Consider the following 18,636-nt stretch of genomic DNA (forward strand, 5'->3'; position numbering starts at 1 on the left):
AAGTTATCCCTTAATCAAAATAATTATTAATTGTTATGTTATAACGTTTCACTTAATAATTATTATCATTTATAGTCATCGTCTGAAACAGCAGTGATTCAGGATCTCTGTTTCAAACGTCAGCCTGCTTTAACAGGTGCCTATTAACATGAAGATGAAAGGATATTCATATGATAAGAATAGAAAACATACTAAGAATGGCATTAATAGTACTGCCTTTGGCATACACCACCGCCGCTCAATCCCACAGTCTCTGGGTTAATCAACCAACCGTTGAATCGGGAAAAACGGTCGTCGTTGAAATGGGCTATGGTGATGAATTTCCTACCGCAGAACCGATCGTGGCCGATCGTTTACATATCTTCGCGCCAATGAAAATGATTGGGGCGGCGGGTGAACTGACACTTCTGCCCGGAAATGAAAACTACCAGTTTGTCAGTAAGACACCGATAACTAAAGGAAGCTATCTGGTTCTGGCAACCTATAATCCGACCTTCTGGTCAAAAAATACCAAGGGATGGAAGCAGCAGTCCAGAAACGAAATGAGCGATGCCTCATACTGTGAAGTTGCTTCAATGTTTGGTAAAACCATCATTGATGTCGATCGTGCCAACAATATGGCGTTGCTCAGTGAGCCCCAAGGGCAAAAATTGGAAATTATTCCCCTTGCCAATCCATCGCTGATAAAACCCGGTCAGCCATTTCCAATTCAAGTACTTTATGATGGAAAACCAGCGAAAAATATTGCTGTTAGCGCCACCTTTGCCGGATTTGGCGATCCGCATGAACATCACGGCCATACCCACAGTCATGCTCAGGCATTTCTAAATAAAACCGATGGGCAGGGTAAGGTAAACATTTATCCCCTAAAAGCAGGCTACTGGATAGCATCCGTAGAGTATAAATCCCCATTTGAAGATAAAACCCAATGCGATGAATACGTCACTCAATCCACGCTAACATTTACCATCACAGAGTAGTCTCTTCCTATTTTCGCGCGCTGGTTAATACAGCGCGTACATTTACCAACCGACAAAATATGCGTGCATTCAACAAACTCTAAAAAATAAAACCCATCGATAAAAGTATCGAGTTTATCCCAATCGAAACGGTCATAAAGCAGAGAAGCATTCTGAAATGAATTCGATTAACCTGACTAATTAACTACTCATTAGACACAGGGAGAAATGATAACCACACTACCACTTAAGTACAGGTGTACATTCAGCTAAAATACTTAATACTCCTGACAAATCAATCAATTAATGAAAGTAACGATAATTCCTTGTTTTTACTACACTCCAGCATTTTTGATTAACACACGAGAAATAAATCCATTTAAATCAATTAGATAAGTTCACGCCTCATCTAAAAACTTATTTCGCAAAAAAAAATTACATGGGAAAACCCACTGTTTCGATTATTTTCTGCGAATCGCGATATTGACTTCAAATAAATCAACACTAATTCAACAAATTTAACTCAATCGCCTTTTTAATTGCGTGTTTAGCATTTGAAACATTTAATTTATTTACGATATTTTTCATATGAAATTTAATCGTTCTCTCACGGATACCCAGAATAATGGCTGACTCTATATATGTTTTTCCGATGCTGACCCACTGCAATATTTCCAGCTCTCTGGAAGATAATATAGAGTCTTTATTCTCAATAAGTTGGAGTAGATTAATTGTTTTATTTACGCGATCGTGAACATTAATTAATAATAATTGAAGATCGGCCAGATGCTTTTGAATTTTTTCATAAAAACAACTGTCACCGTCAATATTGCACAAACTCAGCAATGACAGATAATTATTGGCATCATGAACAACAAAAGTGTAGCCATCAAACACACTATAGCGTGAAGCAAAACTGCTCATCTCCGTGCTACCAGTGGATCGGCATGGTTCAGTCAGTTCATTCCATGCAAATGGAGTAATGGTTTGTTTCGCATACAAAACTACCGGATCATAGTGATAAAGCTCTGATTCCATGTAACATGAAATCCACTCATCTGGATAATTAGATAAAATAGCCGGTGTGGTATGGGCATATTTTGGAGATAAAAAATAACAATAATGGCTTATCCCATATGTTTGTAACTGTTTCTCAAGAAACAGTTTAATACTTTTATCATTTTTAAAAGGTCCCATATCTACCTCGATACTATTACCCAATATACTAAAAATAGTTTTAACTCTCCTATAGCATAATCCGATATCGTAAGTAGAGATACTGTCATAATTACCAATATTTCAGCTTAAAAAAATAAATATAAATCCAAAAAACTTAAAAATTACGATGTTCTAAAATAGTAAAAACAAAATTTAGGAATAACTCTGATGCCATTCTAATGTGTTCCTCCTCTGAAATATGGCTCCCTTCACAGCACAAACGGAATATTCACAATATATTTAATGATTATCTCGATCTAAAAAACCAACAAACCAACTTAATGTGATCTTTTATATTGATTACTACCTCTAATGAGGCAGCCGCTTATTTTACTTGAGGAAATAAAGAAAAGTGCGATTAGATAACAAAAAAACTTCACCTATACTTCAAGCTATCAGGGAGGGAAATTTGTCTCAGACTCGCTGATTACGCTCGAGATAGCCTCATATAAGACAAGTTAGTCCACTCAAATAGTTATCTATACCGTTAATATAGGATTCCCTATTATGCTTAAAACACTAAACCAATTTTTTACTCGTCTAACCGATCATCAAGATGGTGGCAAACTGCTGCTAAGAGTCTCTTTCTCTATTCTTATCCTGTTTCACGGTGTCGCCAAAGTACAGCACGGAGTTGGTTGGATTGGCGATCTTCTGGTCAGCAAAGGCCTTCCTTATTTTATTGCCTATGGTGCTTATATTGGTGAAATCGCTGCGCCAATTTTAATCATTCTCGGTATTTTCACTCGCCCCGCAGCTTTAGTGGTCGCCATTAATCTGCTGGTTGCCACATTGCTGGTAGGGATGGGGAAATTCTTCACATTAACTAACGTGGGTGCCTGGGGATTGGAATCTGAAGCGTTTTTCTTTCTGGGGGCCGTTATTACTATGATGCTGGGAAGCGGTAGATATTCCATGGTTGGGCCAGACTACCGATAAGTTCCCGCCATTCCGGTAGACCTTAGAGAGCACCACCCGCGGTGCTCTCTATAAACATTATTTTTCTCTATTCCAACCAAAACACCTCAAATTCAGCCTTCAACTAAATAAAATACATATTCATCATCTCCTTATGCTAACGTTAATGACTATACGGCACGGTTAATATTGTCAAATAGAGACGGAAGCTTGGCCTTATGCATAAGAAAAAAATAATTTTTATCATTGTGTTAGCCATTATCTGCATCGTGAGTGCACTGTATGGCTGGAATAGCTATCGCAATAATCGAGATCAAACGCTGTCTCTTTATGGCAATGTTGATATCAGAACGGTCAATCTGAACTTTCGCGTTGGTGGCCGTTTAGCTTCCCTAAACGTCGATGAAGGCGATCGGGTTAAACCGGGTCAAGTCCTTGGTCGATTAGATGATGCACCCTATATCAATGCCCTACAGCAGGCTAAAGCCAATGTCGCGTCATTGCAGGCTCGTCTTTCTCTGGTTCAGGAAGGCTATCGTGCCGAAGAGATCGCACAGGTAAAAGCAGCCGTTGACCAAAGTCAATCCGCTTATAATTATGCCGAAAGCTTTTATCAGCGTCAGCTAGGACTATGGAAAACTCGGTCTATTTCCGCCAATATGTTGGATGATGCCCGCAGCGCCAGAAATCAAGCTCAAGCGACATTGCAATCAGCCAAAGATAAATTGACCCAGTTTAAAACCGGTAATCGACCACAGGAAATTGCTGAAGCCAAAGCCAACCTTTCTCAAGCCGAAGCCGTTCTGGCACAGGCTGAATTAAATCTGTCAGATACCACATTGCTCTCCCCTTCCGAAGGCACCATTCTTACCCGAGCCATTGAACCGGGCAGTATGTTAAGTGCCAGTAACACGGTATTCAGCCTATCATTGACGAATCCAGTTTGGGTACGCGCCTATGTCAATGAAGTCAATTTAGCCAAGGCAGTTCCGGGGACTAAGCTGGAAATCTATACCGATGCCCGCCCTAATAAGCCCTATCACGGCACTATTGGTTTTGTCTCGCCCAATGCAGAATTTACGCCCAAAAGCGTTGAAACACCGGAACTACGCACCGATTTAGTTTATCGCCTGCGCATTATTATTGCCGATCCCGATGATAATCTGCGTCAGGGGATGCCCGTCACCATAACCTTTCCCGCTCATTAAGGAATCGTTATGACGGATACATCCTCAACACCTCATCACTGTATTGTGCTCGACAAGGTTGAGAAAAGTTTCCGTGGATTAACCAAACCCGCCGTTGCCAGCCTGACCACGCAGATAGACAGCGGTGGCGTTATGGGCTTAGTCGGGCCGGACGGAGCCGGGAAAACCACGCTAATGCGTATGCTAGCCGGTTTATTGAAGCCGGATGCGGGCACCATTCGCGTGATTGGGCTGGATCCCCTTCAAGATGATGGTCAACTTCACGCCATATTAGGCTATATGCCGCAAAAATTTGGTTTGTATGAAGATCTGTCAGTCCTTGAGAACCTGAATCTGTATGCTGATTTACGCAGCGTTATCGGTGAAGAACGTACAACCATCTTCGAAAAACTGCTCAATTTTACCGATCTTGCCCGTTTTACCGATCGTTTAGCCGGAAAACTATCCGGCGGTATGAAACAGAAACTGGGCCTGGCCTGTACACTAATCGGCCAACCGAAAGTTCTGCTGCTGGATGAACCCGGCGTCGGCGTTGATCCTATATCCCGCCGCGAACTGTGGAAAATGGTGCATGAGCTGGCGGATGAGGGCATGCTAATTCTTTGGAGCACTTCCTATCTGGATGAAGCAGAACAGTGCCGTCATGTGATGTTGATGAATGAAGGTGAACTCATCTTCAGTGGCCCACCACAAACGCTAACCCAGCGCATGGTCGGCCGTAGTGTACTGATGGCTGCGACTCAGGGCACGAACCGCAAGATGCTACAAAAAGCGCTGACTCTGCCACAGGTTAGCGATGGCGTGATTCAGGGAAAAGCCGTGCGCTTGATCCTAAAACAGGGAGAAGATCATCAGCAACTCCCTGCATTACTCCATCAGCCGGGGGCAAAAGTCGAAGAAGCGGAACCGCGTTTTGAAGATGCATTTATTGACCTGTTAGGGGGGAATCCCGCCAGTGAATCCGCCCTGGGGCAGATTATGCCGTCGGTAGAAGGGAGCCCGCAGGATGTGGTGATTGAAGCAATATCTCTGACCAAAAAATTTGGTCCGTTTGCAGCAACGGATAATGTTAGCTTTCAGGTCAAACGCGGTGAGATTTTCGGTCTACTCGGCCCCAACGGCGCAGGTAAATCAACCACCTTTAAGATGATGTGCGGCCTGTTGGTACCCAGCGGCGGAAAAGCGCTGGTGCTAAATCTGGACTTAAAAACCAGTTCCGGCAAAGCCCGCCAGCATCTGGGCTATATGGCGCAAAAATTCTCTCTGTATGGCAACCTGACCGTTGCACAGAATCTGAAGTTTTTTTCGGGAGCCTATGGTTTGTACGGGCAACGGCAAAAAAACAAGATCGCCGATATGACCAAAGCCTTTAATTTCACCCCAATTCTTAATCAGGAACCCAATTCCCTGCCGTTAGGATTTAAACAGCGGCTGGCACTCGCCTGTGCCCTGATGCATGAACCGGACATTCTGTTTCTGGATGAACCGACCTCTGGCGTTGACCCCATCACCCGCCGAGAATTTTGGCTGCACATTAACGGTATGGTAGAAAAAGGCGTCACGGTAATGGTCACTACTCACTTTATGGATGAAGCTGAGTATTGCGATCGTATTGGCTTGGTTTATCGGGGGAAAATTATCGCCTCAGGTTCACCCGACGATCTGAAGCAGCAAGTTGCCAGCGCGGAAAATCCAAACCCAACCATGGAACAAGCGTTTATCGATCTGGTACTGGGCTACGATCAAGGAGGACAGAATGAGTAACGCCTCCGCTAAAAAGCCCCATACCTTTTTCTCGCTACGGCGGTTAATCGCCCTATGCCGTAAAGAGACCTACCAAATCCTGCGCGACCCCAGCAGTGGGCTTATTGCCTTTGTCATTCCGCTGATGCTGCTCTTTATCTTTGGCTACGGTATTAATCTGGATTCCAGCAAATTGAAAGTGGGTATTCTGATGGAGCAACAAACGCCGGAAGCCCGCCATCTGGTTGATGCCTTTATCGGCTCAGCCTATATCGCCCCAACCATCAGTACCGATCGTCGGGAATTGATACATAAGCTTCAAGCCGGTGAAATCCGCAGCATGATTGTCATTCCATCTGACTTTGCTCAACAGCAATATCGTCCGGAAAATACCGCACCGATCCAGGTTATTACCGACGGCAGTGAACCGAATACCGCGAACTTTGCTCAAGGGTATGCCCAAGGTATCTGGCAAATATGGCAGCAAAATGTGGCCATCGATCATGGTCAAACACCACAAGGACTGATTGATGTCCAACTGCGCTATTGGTTTAACCCTTCGGCCATCAGCCGCAACTTTATTATTCCCGGCGCGATAACTATCATCATGACGGTTATCGGCGCGATCCTCACCTCACTGGTGATTGCCAGAGAGTGGGAACGCGGTACCATGGAAGCCCTGCTCTCCACTCAGGTAACCCGTGGAGAGTTACTCCTGTCAAAACTGATTCCCTACTATTTTTTGGGCATGATCGCCATGGCGCTGTGCGTGATCGTCGCGGTATTTGTGATGAATGTTCCTTACCGGGGCTCGCTGCTGATCCTATTTGCCATTAGCAGCCTGTTTTTAGCCAGCACTCTGGGAATGGGGCTCTTGATTTCGACTCTGACGCGCAATCAGTTTAATGCGGCGATGGTGGCATTAAACGCTGCCTTTCTGCCCGCGGTCATGCTATCCGGATTTATCTTTGAAATTGACAGTATGCCGCAGGTGGTCAGGGCTGTGACCTATATTATTCCCGCTCGCTACTTTGTGAATACCCTACAAACTCTGTTTCTGGCGGGAAATATCGGACCAATCCTGTTGATGAATACTCTGTTTTTAATTGCCTCGGCGATTTTCTTTATCGGACTGACGGCATTAAAAACCCGACGGAGGCTGGATTAATGGCCGGACACACCGTCACCATGCTGCATCGACTGTTATCCCTCATCATCAAGGAGCTACAGTCGCTGCTGCGCGATCCACAAACCCGAGTTATTCTGGTGCTTCCGGTATTGATGCAGGTTATTTTGTTCCCCTTTGCCGCCACGCTGGAAGTGACCAATGCTACCATTGCCGTTTATAGCGAAGATAACGGTAAAGCGTCGGTAGAACTGACCCAGCGTATCGCCAAAGCCAGCGCGTTTAGTCAAGTGCTGTTATTACACAGTTCACAGGAGATTGAGCCAACCATCAATCAACAAAAGGCGCTGTTGCTGGTTCGTTTTCCTGCCGATTTCTCACGCAACCTGGCCGCAGGGCAAACTACCCCGTTGCAGATTATTCTCGACGGACGCCGCTCCAATAGCGCTCAAATTGCCGCTAACTATATTCAGCAAATCATTAAACAATATCAGTTGGAACTCAGCGCCAATATACCAAAGCAAAACAACAGTGAACTGGTGATTCGCAACTGGTATAACCCCAATCTGGACTATAAGTGGTTTGTGGTGCCGTCGCTTATCGCCATGATTGTCACTATTGGCGTATTAATCGTGACGTCTCTATCTGTTGCCCGGGAACGGGAACAGGGAACGCTGGAGCAGCTTTTAGTCTCTCCGTTGACCACCTGGCAAATCTTTATCGGTAAAGCCGTTCCTGCGATGATTGTGGCGATATTTCAGGCTTCCATCGTACTACTGGTGGGGATCTTCTGTTATGAGATTCCGTTTGCCGGTTCTCTGCTGCTGTTTTACAGCACTATGCTTATTTACACCCTATCGTTGGTTGGCTTTGGGCTGTTGATTTCTTCCCTGTGCGCCACCCAGCAACAGGCGTTTATTGGGGTATTCGTCTTTATGATGCCGGCCATTTTGCTATCGGGTTATGTCTCACCGGTGGAAAATATGCCGGTCTGGCTACAGGATCTGACTTGGATTAACCCCATCCGCCATTTTACCGATATCACGAAACAGATTTATCTGAAAGATGCCGATTTCTCGATTATCTGGGGCAGCCTGTGGCCGCTGTTGGTCATTACCGTTACCACCGGTAGTCTGGCGTACTGGATGTTCCGACGCAAAATATCTTAATAATTACAGGAATTAGCCCACAATTCTGGGTTAACTCGGTTGCTGATGTCCCTTTGATAATGGCAATCTGAAACGTATCTTTTAATCAGGGAGAATTCTATGGCGACACCTCATATTAATGCCGAACGCGGTGACTTTTCCGATGTGGTTCTAATGCCCGGCGATCCACTACGCGCCAAACATATTGCCGAAACCCAGCTAGAACGGGCTAAACTGGTGACGGATACCCGCAATATGCTGGGTTTTACCGGTTATTACCGCGGCCGCCGAATCTCCGTGATGGGACACGGAATGGGCATTCCCTCCTGTTCAATCTATGCGAAAGAACTGATTACCGAGTATGACGTTAAACATCTGATCCGCGTCGGTTCATGCGGTGCGATCAATCGTCATCTGAAACTGCGCGATATCGTGATTGGTATGGGTGCTTCAACGGATTCCGGCGTAAATCGCCAACGTTTTAAAGGCCATGATTTTGCCGCACTGGCCGACTATGGTTTGTTACGCCATGCCGTTGATGCCGCACAGCAACAAAAAATTGATGTTCAGATAGGCAATATTTTTTCTGCTGACCTGTTTTATTCTCCGAACCCGGATATGTTCGATATTATGGAGAAGTTCAACATTCTGGCCGTCGAAATGGAAGCCGCTGGTTTGTACGGCGTCGCCGCTGAATTTGGTGCTAAAGCGCTGTGTATTTGCACCGTGTCAGACCATCTACGCCAGCCGGGCAACCTGAGTGCCGAACAACGGCAGACTTCATTTAATCAGATGGTTGAGATTGCGCTGGAGTCCGTGTTGTTGGGGGATAAGGCATAAAATAATAGTCTTAGAATAAGCGGGCATTCATTTAAGTATTTTTATTCTGTATACAATGACTGATAAATTTCACCATCCCGTCTTTATTCCCGTCATCCCAGCAAACGCTGGAACGCGTAGCCGTAGGAGAAGCAAACATTCACTATGTGAATGTTTGCTTAAGGGAGAGATCCTAGCTTTCGCTCTGTCTGAAGGATCCCCACAAATTTTTTATTTGGAGATTCAAAGGATTAAAGTAGGTATTTTGTGAGCGATTTGTTCCACTTATTAGTGACTCAGTCAGAATATGATCGCATTCCCCCCTTCGTCATTCCGGTGAAAACCGGAATCTAATGTTTTCGCTTAACGACAACGCTTGGCTTAAGAACGAGGTCCCCGCTTTCGCAGGGATGACGGCACCGATCAATTGTAAATATCACCGGAATGACGACTTAGATAGAACGTAAACGGCCTCACGATAGAGACCGTTTAACAAATGACAGATTATTACCTATTCAGCATTAAGCCGTCGCTGGCACTGCGTCATTCACTTCATCTTCTGCCGCTTTTGCCCTTTCACGCTCTAATTCCAGCGCTCCACGGTGAGTTAATATGCAGAAAATAATACAGCAGATCACGCCACCCAATAGCATGTAGAAGCCACCGTCCCAACCTACACGGTCAACCATCACACCAAACAGGCTGGTGCCTAATGAAGCCCCCAGAATATAACTAAGGAATCCACGCAGCCCCACAGCTGAACCCACAGCAAAGCTCGGTACGATTTCCATGGTCTGTACTGACGCTAGGAATTGCGGCACATAAATCAGACAACCCACGCAAGCGGCAAATACGGTCACCAACAGCAGAGAATTACTTTGCCAGTAACCCACCAAGCAGAAGAAGATCAGCGTCATACTGACAATCGCTAATGGCATGCGGCGTCCACGGAACAGCTTGTCACTTAACCAACCGGCCAACAAGGTTGACGGAATAGCCGCCCATTCAAAGAACAGGAACGCGACGCTCATTTCGGTTTTACTGAAATGCTTCACGGTTAACAGATAAATCGGTAACCAACTGATGATGCCAAAACGCACCATATAGACGAACACATCCACAAAAGAAACGTACCAGGCATTCTTATTTTTCAGTACATAGGTACAGAAAATCTGGAAGGCGGACATATTTTCTGGTGCCTTATCCCCTTTGATTTTCACTACCGGTGAATCGTCTTTTACAATCTCATTTAACGGCGGTAAACCTTCACTCACCGGTGAACCTTTACCGACGGTCAGAACCACCATCGCCAGAATCACAGCAATACCAGCAGGAACAATATAGCTGGCAATTTTCCAGTGCTCGGTACCCACCAGCGCAAAAGCAATCCCGATAATAGGCGCAACAATACCGCCACCCACGTTATGGGAAATATTCCAGATCGCTCCCGTTATGCCACGCTCTCTACGTGGGAACCAGTTAGCAATGGTGATAAACGATGGCCCGACACCCATTCCCTGAAAGAAACCGTTTAAAATAACTAACACGGCAAACATCCAGAAGGCAAAGCTGAAGCCCAATCCGACGTTAACCAGCGCACACAGAATCAAACCCACCGCCATATAGACTTTTGGATTGGCCTTATCCGCCAGACTACTCATGATGCCTTTACTGATCCCGTAAGCAATCAGCATGCAGCTACTAAGCAGACCAATCTGCGTCGCGGTCAGGTTGAGTTCTTGTTTTAAATAAGGGGTTGAAAGGGCAAAGTTATTACGCACAATGTAATAGGAAAGGTATCCAATAAATACGCTGAACAGCGCTTGAATACGATAGCGACTATAAGTACTTTGTATTTGGTCTTCCGGCACTTTATGTGTCGCGACCTTAGGTTTCAGTATAGATAGCATAGCATTACCTTAAACTGTTATTTTAAATTTATTGTTATCCGGAATATAAATAAGCCGTTCTAACCGACGGTTATTTCTATAAAAAAATCTTGGTTCTAATAATTAAATATGTACGCCGGAATTATTCATCCATTAAATAATAGAGTTATCTGACAAACCTAACTAACGAAGCTCGCTGTGGTCTCATCATGATTTATGCTGCATCCTGAGCGGTAAGCGGGATCGTTCCCCAGAGGTATATCAGTGGAATAATAATGACCTGAGATATTTTTATATTCAACAGAATGAAATGCGTCAAAAATAACCCAAAATATAAAAATCATGAGTCAATTTGTGACCATTAATATTTTTAGCTCGCCACCAAGATGAATTTTAGGATAAAATGTGTTAAATAAAACCGAATAAATAATAGCATCCGTTGAATTTATTTTATTATTATTTGAGCTTACTCACATATTTAAATGACACTTTTTCATAAATACGTTAGTTATTATTTTTTATTCGCCTATAACGACCCTGCATAACTGAAGTGGGTCATTCGTCATTACAGGAAACCTTCATGCTCCGCTGGCATTTACTTATTCTGTTGCTAACATCAGCCCTTGCGCACAGCAGTGAGCTGGTTATCGCCACCACGCTGTCGCCGGAGGCAACGGAACACATTATTGGCCAGTGGCAAACACAGCCTCAAGCGGTGAGTATCCGTACCCTTAACCGCACCAGCTCCTCTCTTGAACGTTTGCTTAATAATCCTCTGGGAGAAAAGATCGATCTGGTGCTGAGTTCATCGCCCATGTTAATGCAACGTTTACAAGATGGCGGCAAGCTATCCCTGTTTGAAAATAAAATTGAAGACAGCCGTCGATTGGTACCCGAATCAATCCGTAGCACCACCGTTGCGGTGGCTATTTCAGGCTATGGCATTCTGGTCAACCGTACCCGTTTACAGGAAAAAGGGTTACCCACACCGAAGACCTGGGAAGATCTGGGCGATGCGCGCTATCAGGGTATGATTCTCATGAGTAGCCCGTCCCGATCCGACACCACTCACCTGATGATTGAAAGCCTGCTGGAACAACGTGGCTGGCAACAGGGCTGGGCTTCACTCTTACAAGTCAGCGGAAATCTGGCGACCATTTCATCCCGCAGTTTTGGTGTAGCCAATAAAATCAACACAGGTTTAGGCGCCGCCGGTCCGGTGATCGATAACTATGCGAATGTATTACTCAATAGCCCAAATCTGAGTTTTAACTATTTTCCCACCTCGCGTGCTGCCCCGATGTTTATCGCAATAACTCATACCAGCACCAACCAGTCTGAGGCGGGACGTTTTATTACTTTTCTGCTTAGCCCATCTGGCCAGCAGGCTATGAGCGATTCAGACTCGGGTAAATATCCAGTCTACCCTTTACCGCCGAATCACCCGATGGCTCATCAGCAATCTTTACTGCTGGAACATCCGCCGCTGAATTATCCTTTAACTATTCAGCGCCAGAAGCTGGTTCAGCTACTGTTTGATTCCGCGATAACGTTCCGCCTGACCCAGCTACAAGATGCCTGGAAAGCGCTAAATCAGGCTGAACTGAATTTAAAGCGACCGCTGCCCGAGATTAGAGCCCTGTTAACTCAGGTTCCGGTCAGCGCCGAGCAGGCTGCCGATCCGCAGTATCTCAGCCAGTTGGAACAGCAACCTGACTTCCGTGAGTCCCAACTTATGGCATGGCAGCAATTCTTCCTCCAGCAGCAGCGATTAGCCATTAAACAGCTGGAAGCCTTGAAATGAGCGGTTTACTACATCGTCTGACCATCAGTGCCAGCCTACGTCTGGCTTTTGTCTTCAGCGCCATTCTGACGCTGTTTGTCAGCATCGTTAGCCTCTACTCATGGAATGTACAAAATACCCAAGTACGCTATGCGCTGGACGACTATTTCCCCAAAATTCAGGCCTCATTTCAGTTTGAGGAAAACCTGACTTCACTGGTGAATGAGTTTAACGAACTACAACAAAGCACCAATACCAGCAGTCGATTGCAGTTGCGGGAACAAATAAAGCTGCGTTTACAAAAAATTCAAACCATTAGCCCCCATCTGGATCAAGAGCGGCAAAGTACTCTACATCAGCAGGTTAATGCCAGTTATCAGCTGCTGAATAATCTGGACAGTACCTTGTACAACAGCTATCTGGAGAAAGAGAAGCTAAATGAAATTTCTTCGCGCATTAACTGGCTCCACGATGATTTCAGCAATGAACTCAGTTCCCTTTCTCAGGATCTGAGCTGGCAACAGTCGTCACTGTTGGAACAATTGAGCCAAACCAGTAGCGCCGAAAAAAGTCAGGCTTTGCAGCAATCTCTGCGTAATGTGCAAAATGAACTTCAGTTGGTATTCGCCCTGTCCCACACTGAAGTACAAATTGTGGAAGCACTGAGGGAAATGCTAAAAGCCGACTACAGAGACGAAAGCAATCTGGTCAGCCATATCAACTATCTTAATTATCTCAAACAGCTCACCGATGATGGCGCTCTGGCGCTGGAAAAGCATACCAGTACCGTTACCCTGCGCCAGACGGTGTATTCATTGTTGGAGTTGGGTATCTCGAAAAATTACTTACCGGGTGCGCTGGCGGATAATCAACACGCCCAGCAAATGCTGCAAAAAACCGTTGGCGAGAAAGAAATCCTGCTCACCCAACTACGCTCACAGTTAGAAAAACAGTTAGGCAATAGCCATCTACAGCTGCAAACCTTCAACCATAAGTTAGAAAATATCATGCAGATCAGCGGCATGCTGATCGTCGCCGCAATGCTTACCGCCCTGCTGTTTGTGGTTTTACTCAATTACCTGTTTATTCGCCCAAGGATGACCAATCGCTTTAAGGCGTTAAACGACGCCGTTGCCCGTTTAAGTAACGGTGAATTAGACGCGGAAATTCCCCTCTCCGGCAATGATGAACTGGGGCGGATTGCCAATCTGTTGCGTCAAACCATTGTGCAGATCAATCAACAAAAGCATCAGTTGGAGCAGGAAATTGGTGAGCGTATCGTGATTGAAAATAATTTAAGAACCGCACAGGACGAGCTGATTCAAACCGCCAAACTGGCAGTGGTAGGTCAGACCATGACCACGCTAGCTCATGAAGTAAATCAGCCGCTGAATGCGCTGTCGATGTATTTACATAGCATCGGCCGGGCGCTGGAACAGCGCAATACTCAAGCGGTAACGAACTATTTGCTGACAATGCGCTCATTAATTGAGCGTATGGATAATATTATCAAACGACTACGTTATTTTGCCCGCCGCCGCGATGGTGACCAATCATTGGGTGAGCTGGATTTACGTCAGGTTATTGAATCCTCCTGGGAACTGCTGGCCTTACGCCATCGTCCACTACAAGCGAAAATGACTTATCCCGAGCATATCCATCCTATTTTTGGTGATGATGTGCGGATTCAACAGGTGCTGGTCAATATACTGACCAATGCGCTGGAAGCCGTTTCTGGCCCGCCTCCTCAAATTACGATTGAGCAACAGGAAGATGATGAATCAGTCACGCTGTATGTTTATGACAACGGCAAAGGTTGGTCACTGGACCTGGCGGATAAATTGCTAACGCCGTTCACCACCGATAAATCAGTAGGATTGGGCATTGGCCTGTCGATTAGTCGTTCAATTATGCATCAATGTCAGGGCGAGCTGTTTATCGCCTCAAGCTTAGACCACCATGCTCTTGTCATTCTTCAATTCAGGAAACCGTAATATGTTAAGCGACCAACAGTCTATTCTGCTTATTGATGATGACCATGATGTATTAGAAGCCTATAGCGCCCTGCTGCAACAGGAAGGCTATCAGGTTTACACCTGTAGCGATCCACAGCAGGTTTCTGGCCTGCTGCCCGAAGATTGGCCCGGTATTGTTCTGACCGATGTCTATATGCCAGAAATTTCCGGTATTACCCTACTTGAACAGTTGCACAATACCGATAGCCAACTGCCTATTTTACTGATCACTGGCCATGGCGATGTACCGATGGCGGTTGAAGCGGTCAAAAAAGGCGCCTACGACTTTCTGCAAAAGCCGGTTAATCCGCAGCAGTTACTCACGTTAATCGAGAAGGCCTTAACTGAACGACGCTTGCTAATCGAACAGCGGAAATGGCGACGAGAGCAGTTGGGTGAGCATCTGATTGGTCATAGCGGTTGGATTCGCCAGTTGCGTCAACAGTTAGAAACGCTGGCGGAAACCACGCTCCCTATTTGTCTGTACGGTGAGCTGGGTACCGGGCGCACACTGGCCGCCAAATATCTTCATCGTATCAGCCCACAACGGGAGAATTCCTTAGTGGTTGAGGAGTTGACCGCGGATACCGAACAGCCTCTTGACCTGTGGGCTAAGCAGGCCAACGGTGGAACTTTGCTGTTAAAAAATATCGAATGTCTGACGTTGGTCAATCAACGTTTATTGATTCAATTACAGGATCAGCAGCAGGAGCGAAAATTCCGCCTGATCGTCACCAGCCAATGTCCTCCCGCAGAGCTGGCCGCTAAGCAGCAATTGATTCCTGAGCTGTATTACCTGTTCTCATTGACGCAAATTGAGTGTATTCCCCTGAGCAAACGCCCCGGCGATATTGAAGTGTTATTCAGGCACTATCTGGCCTATGCCTGTAAGCGCCTGAATCGCCAACAGCCTCAGTTAAGTGAGGCATTGGTTAAAAAATTCACCACGCGCCCGTGGCCCGGTAATGTGCGAGAACTGGCTAATGCCGCCGAGCTGGTTGCCGTTGGCGTGCTACCGATGGCCGGCCCCGTCAATACCTTAGCCACCGATGCCGACCCTACCCCGCTGGATGAACGCATCGAAAATTATGAGCGTAAGATCATCATCGAAGCCCTGAATATCCATCAGGGAAGAATTAACGATGTGGCGGAGTATTTTCAGATTCCGAGGAAAAAGCTGTATTTGAGAATGAAGAAGTATGGGATTGATAAGATGGATTATCGTTATTAAGGTATCGTTCAGAAGCCTATAAAGGCCGCTAATAGGACATCACATAGAATTACTATCGTCTTGGGGCGTTCGGGTAAACGCCCCTCACTCACCTAAAGTCTTTCTTCCACCAACAACTGCCCAATATTTCCCCGATCTGCCATTTCAAGATTCTGGCTATAGTACATAAACGGGAAATGCGGCGATGAAGATTGATTGAACTTCACCAGCAGTTCAACTTTACCATCGACCCAGACGGTATCTTTCCAGCCATTTTCTTCCTGAGGCGGTGTCGCGCCGTTTACCGCGCTGACAAAGAACGAGGCGCCCTGAAGATGGAACGGTTGAGGTTTGGCCGCATTAATCGTCCAACGCTCCCATGTCCCTTGTAGCGCTTGAGTATCGATGCGTAGCGGATCCCAAATCGCGCCATTAATCCCCGGTACATCATCACCTAAGACAAACTCGCGGGAACGGGCAATACTGCCATCCAATACATCAACTGGCTTCAGACTAGCAGGCAGCTTATCCGTAGCCAGCGCCATCAGCCCGGTTGGTTTAATGGTTAATACCAAAGAAGAATTAAGAATGCTTGATGGTTCAAAGAAGCTACGTATCCGATCCACCACACCGGCAGACAGCCCTGCGGAAATTGAAACCTCTTCGCCTTTCGACATATCGATCAGGACCTCACGGCGCTCCCCCGGAGCCAGATTTAGCAGAGGTAAACTAATCGGTGCCGGTAACAGACCACCATCGTTGGCAATCAAATGAAAAGGCCGATTGTCACTCAAACTCAGCGTATAGCGACGTGAATTAGATGCGTTAAGTAAACGCAGGCGCACCCATCCCCGACCAACTTCAACATAAGGTCCGATGGCGCCATTGGTCAGCAAAGTATCTCCCAGAAAGCCGGACTCACTATTACCGGTATATTCCGGCTGACCAAAAGCATCAAAATGCTTATCCTGCAAAATCACCGGGAAATCGTTAATACCATACTGGTTAGGAATGTTCAGTCCACGGGTTATTGCATCTTCAATAATCCACATACCCGCCAAACCGTTATAAATATGCGGGGCAATCTTATTAGGGGTAATCGCATGATACCAGCAGGTCGCCGCTTGCTGACGGATAGGAATAATCGGTGACCAATCTACGCCGGGTGACATCATGCGAGCACCGTTGCCCACTAACATCCCAGGTACCTGTAATCCGCTAACGGTGATGGCAACGGCTTCACTCAGGCGATTGCTGTAGACCATTTTAACATCGTCACCATCGCGCACTCTCACCGTTGGCCCTAAATATCGGCCGTTAAATCCCCAGGCCGCCACTCGGGCCCCGGCGATAAACTCCCAGTGCGTTCGCTGCATAGAAAGATAAAGAGGCTGACCACGACGAGTTTCCAACAACGGAGGAACCGGTAACGCAACCTGCGGTGTCGCTGCCATAACAGGTACACTTGGCAGCATACTTGCCCCTAAAGCCACGCTGGTCGCCTGCAATAAGCGACGGCGACTAATTGACGTCGTTTTTTTATTCAATCTATCAACCATTAATACAGCCTTTATTTAGCACAACTCAAGGGAGCTATCCCAATCTGTTTCAGGTTATCCATACTCAGGCCCATTACACCAAAAATAAAATGGTCTGATTATCGATATACAATAGAAAACGCAGGGACATTATTGTCTCTGCGTAAAATCATCAAATAGTCACCGTCGTGAACCAGCAATACCTAAAGCATTGGTTAACGCTGCCGGTCGTTCGCCTCACGTTGGGCCACTTCCTGATTCAACTGCGCCAGCTTTTCTACCATCACATCATGGCAATGCTGAGCAAGTTCACGCACCTGATCCTTATTATATTGGCTGGTATCAATAGGCGACATCATTTCAACGATCACATGCCCATTATTCCAACGGTTCAGGTTAATTTTGTTACTGGTATTGGATACACAAATCGGCACAATCTGCACGCCGGCGGCTATCGCCGCATGAAATGCACCGGTCTTAAACGGTAATAAACCACGACCGCGGCTGCGGGTACCTTCTGGGAACATCCACACCGAAAGATCGCGCTTTTTCATCTGTTCAACAATTTGATAAATCGTGCCGCGTGATTTGGTTTTGTTATTGCGATCGATCAGGATGTTACCCGTCAGCCAGTAGAAAGGGCCGAAGAATGGAATCCACAACAAACTTTTTTTACCCACGGTGACCGTTTTAGGCTGCACCGCAGCGGCAGCAGTGACCATATCGTAGTTATTTTGATGGTTAGCGATATAGATACAGTTACCGTCGGCTTTAACCGGAGGATTAACCCGGGTTTCAACGCTTAAACCAAATATCGGCGCCAGACGGCCAAATAACCGCCCAAAAGTATAAGAATGACGAGGATTACGCGGGCTAAAAAGGCAATATACTGAACCAAGTAGACAGACTAAAATACAAAACGGAATAACGATCAAAGCACGCAAAATTACTAGCATATAAATCCCTCTCATTTATAAGCGGTAAGTATACCCACTTATAAAGAAAACGCACTGATTCCAATATCAAGTTGATGAAAGAAAAACACACTTTATCTCAATGAAT

General features: G+C 45.9%; 14 protein-coding genes. 10 read left to right on the forward strand and 4 right to left on the reverse strand.

Going from position 1 to position 18,636, the window contains the following annotated elements; translation table 11 throughout:
* The first annotated feature begins 170 nt into the window (after nt 1-170).
* Nucleotides 171-980, forward strand: coding sequence for a DUF4198 domain-containing protein (locus tag EL341_RS13980; protein WP_074821789.1), 810 nt, complete (start codon nt 171-173; stop codon nt 978-980).
* A gap of 483 nt (nt 981-1,463) precedes the next feature.
* Here the strand turns inward: EL341_RS13980 and EL341_RS13985 are convergent, their stop codons facing one another.
* Nucleotides 1,464-2,156, reverse strand: coding sequence for a helix-turn-helix transcriptional regulator (locus EL341_RS13985; protein ID WP_074821785.1), 693 nt, complete (start codon nt 2,154-2,156; stop codon nt 1,464-1,466).
* A gap of 528 nt (nt 2,157-2,684) precedes the next feature.
* Here EL341_RS13985 and EL341_RS13990 point away from each other — a divergent pair.
* The 6 genes from EL341_RS13990 (at nt 2,685) to deoD (ending at nt 9,160) form a co-directional block, all read left to right on the forward strand.
* Nucleotides 2,685-3,116, forward strand: coding sequence for a DoxX family protein (locus tag EL341_RS13990; RefSeq protein ID WP_074821782.1), 432 nt, complete (start codon nt 2,685-2,687; stop codon nt 3,114-3,116).
* A gap of 197 nt (nt 3,117-3,313) precedes the next feature.
* Complete coding sequence (hlyD, locus tag EL341_RS13995; RefSeq protein WP_074821779.1) at nt 3,314-4,303, forward strand: secretion protein HlyD; 990 nt, start codon at nt 3,314-3,316, stop codon at nt 4,301-4,303.
* Between the two features lie 9 nt (nt 4,304-4,312).
* Nucleotides 4,313-6,067, forward strand: coding sequence for an ATP-binding cassette domain-containing protein (locus EL341_RS14000; RefSeq protein ID WP_074821776.1), 1,755 nt, complete (start codon nt 4,313-4,315; stop codon nt 6,065-6,067).
* On the forward strand, nt 6,060-7,214 hold the full coding sequence (locus tag EL341_RS14005) for an ABC transporter permease (protein ID WP_047781876.1): 1,155 nt from the start codon (nt 6,060-6,062) through the stop codon (nt 7,212-7,214). The genes EL341_RS14000 and EL341_RS14005 overlap by 8 nt, the downstream gene beginning before the upstream one ends.
* Nucleotides 7,215-7,234: 20 nt before the next feature.
* Entirely contained in the window at nt 7,235-8,341 is a 1,107-nt protein-coding gene (locus EL341_RS14010) for an ABC transporter permease (protein ID WP_047782757.1), read from the forward strand.
* A 99-nt stretch (nt 8,342-8,440) separates the two neighbouring features.
* Entirely contained in the window at nt 8,441-9,160 is a 720-nt protein-coding gene (gene deoD / locus EL341_RS14015) for a purine-nucleoside phosphorylase (RefSeq protein ID WP_047781877.1), read from the forward strand.
* Between the two features lie 500 nt (nt 9,161-9,660).
* Here deoD and pgtP read toward each other — a convergent pair whose 3' ends face one another.
* A complete protein-coding gene (pgtP, locus tag EL341_RS14020) occupies nt 9,661-11,049 on the reverse strand; it encodes a phosphoglycerate transporter PgtP (RefSeq protein WP_074821773.1) in 1,389 nt (462 codons plus the stop codon).
* Between the two features lie 559 nt (nt 11,050-11,608).
* On the opposite strand from pgtP, the gene EL341_RS14025 reads away from it, so the two are divergent.
* From EL341_RS14025 to pgtA, 3 genes are read left to right on the forward strand one after another with little or no spacing between them, the layout of a single operon-like run.
* Nucleotides 11,609-12,832, forward strand: a complete 1,224-nt coding sequence (locus EL341_RS14025; protein WP_074821771.1) for an ABC transporter substrate-binding protein — start codon at nt 11,609-11,611, stop codon at nt 12,830-12,832.
* Entirely contained in the window at nt 12,829-14,805 is a 1,977-nt protein-coding gene (gene pgtB, locus EL341_RS14030; RefSeq protein WP_126468060.1) for a two-component system sensor histidine kinase PgtB, read from the forward strand. The genes EL341_RS14025 and pgtB overlap by 4 nt, the downstream gene beginning before the upstream one ends.
* Nucleotide 14,806: 1 nt before the next feature.
* Nucleotides 14,807-16,057, forward strand: a complete 1,251-nt coding sequence (gene pgtA, locus EL341_RS14035; protein ID WP_047781881.1) for a two-component system response regulator PgtA — start codon at nt 14,807-14,809, stop codon at nt 16,055-16,057.
* A 92-nt stretch (nt 16,058-16,149) separates the two neighbouring features.
* Here the strand turns inward: pgtA and ftsP are convergent, their stop codons facing one another.
* Both ftsP and EL341_RS14045 read right to left on the reverse strand, forming a co-directional pair.
* On the reverse strand, nt 16,150-17,595 hold the full coding sequence (ftsP, locus tag EL341_RS14040) for a cell division protein FtsP (RefSeq protein ID WP_126468062.1): 1,446 nt from the start codon (nt 17,593-17,595) through the stop codon (nt 16,150-16,152).
* Nucleotides 17,596-17,789: 194 nt separating this feature from the next.
* On the reverse strand, nt 17,790-18,530 hold the full coding sequence (locus EL341_RS14045; RefSeq protein WP_047781883.1) for a 1-acylglycerol-3-phosphate O-acyltransferase: 741 nt from the start codon (nt 18,528-18,530) through the stop codon (nt 17,790-17,792).
* Between the last annotated feature and the right edge of the window lie 106 nt (nt 18,531-18,636).

This window comes from Pragia fontium (assembly GCF_900638655.1).
Classification (GTDB): Bacteria; Pseudomonadota; Gammaproteobacteria; order Enterobacterales; family Enterobacteriaceae; genus Pragia; species Pragia fontium.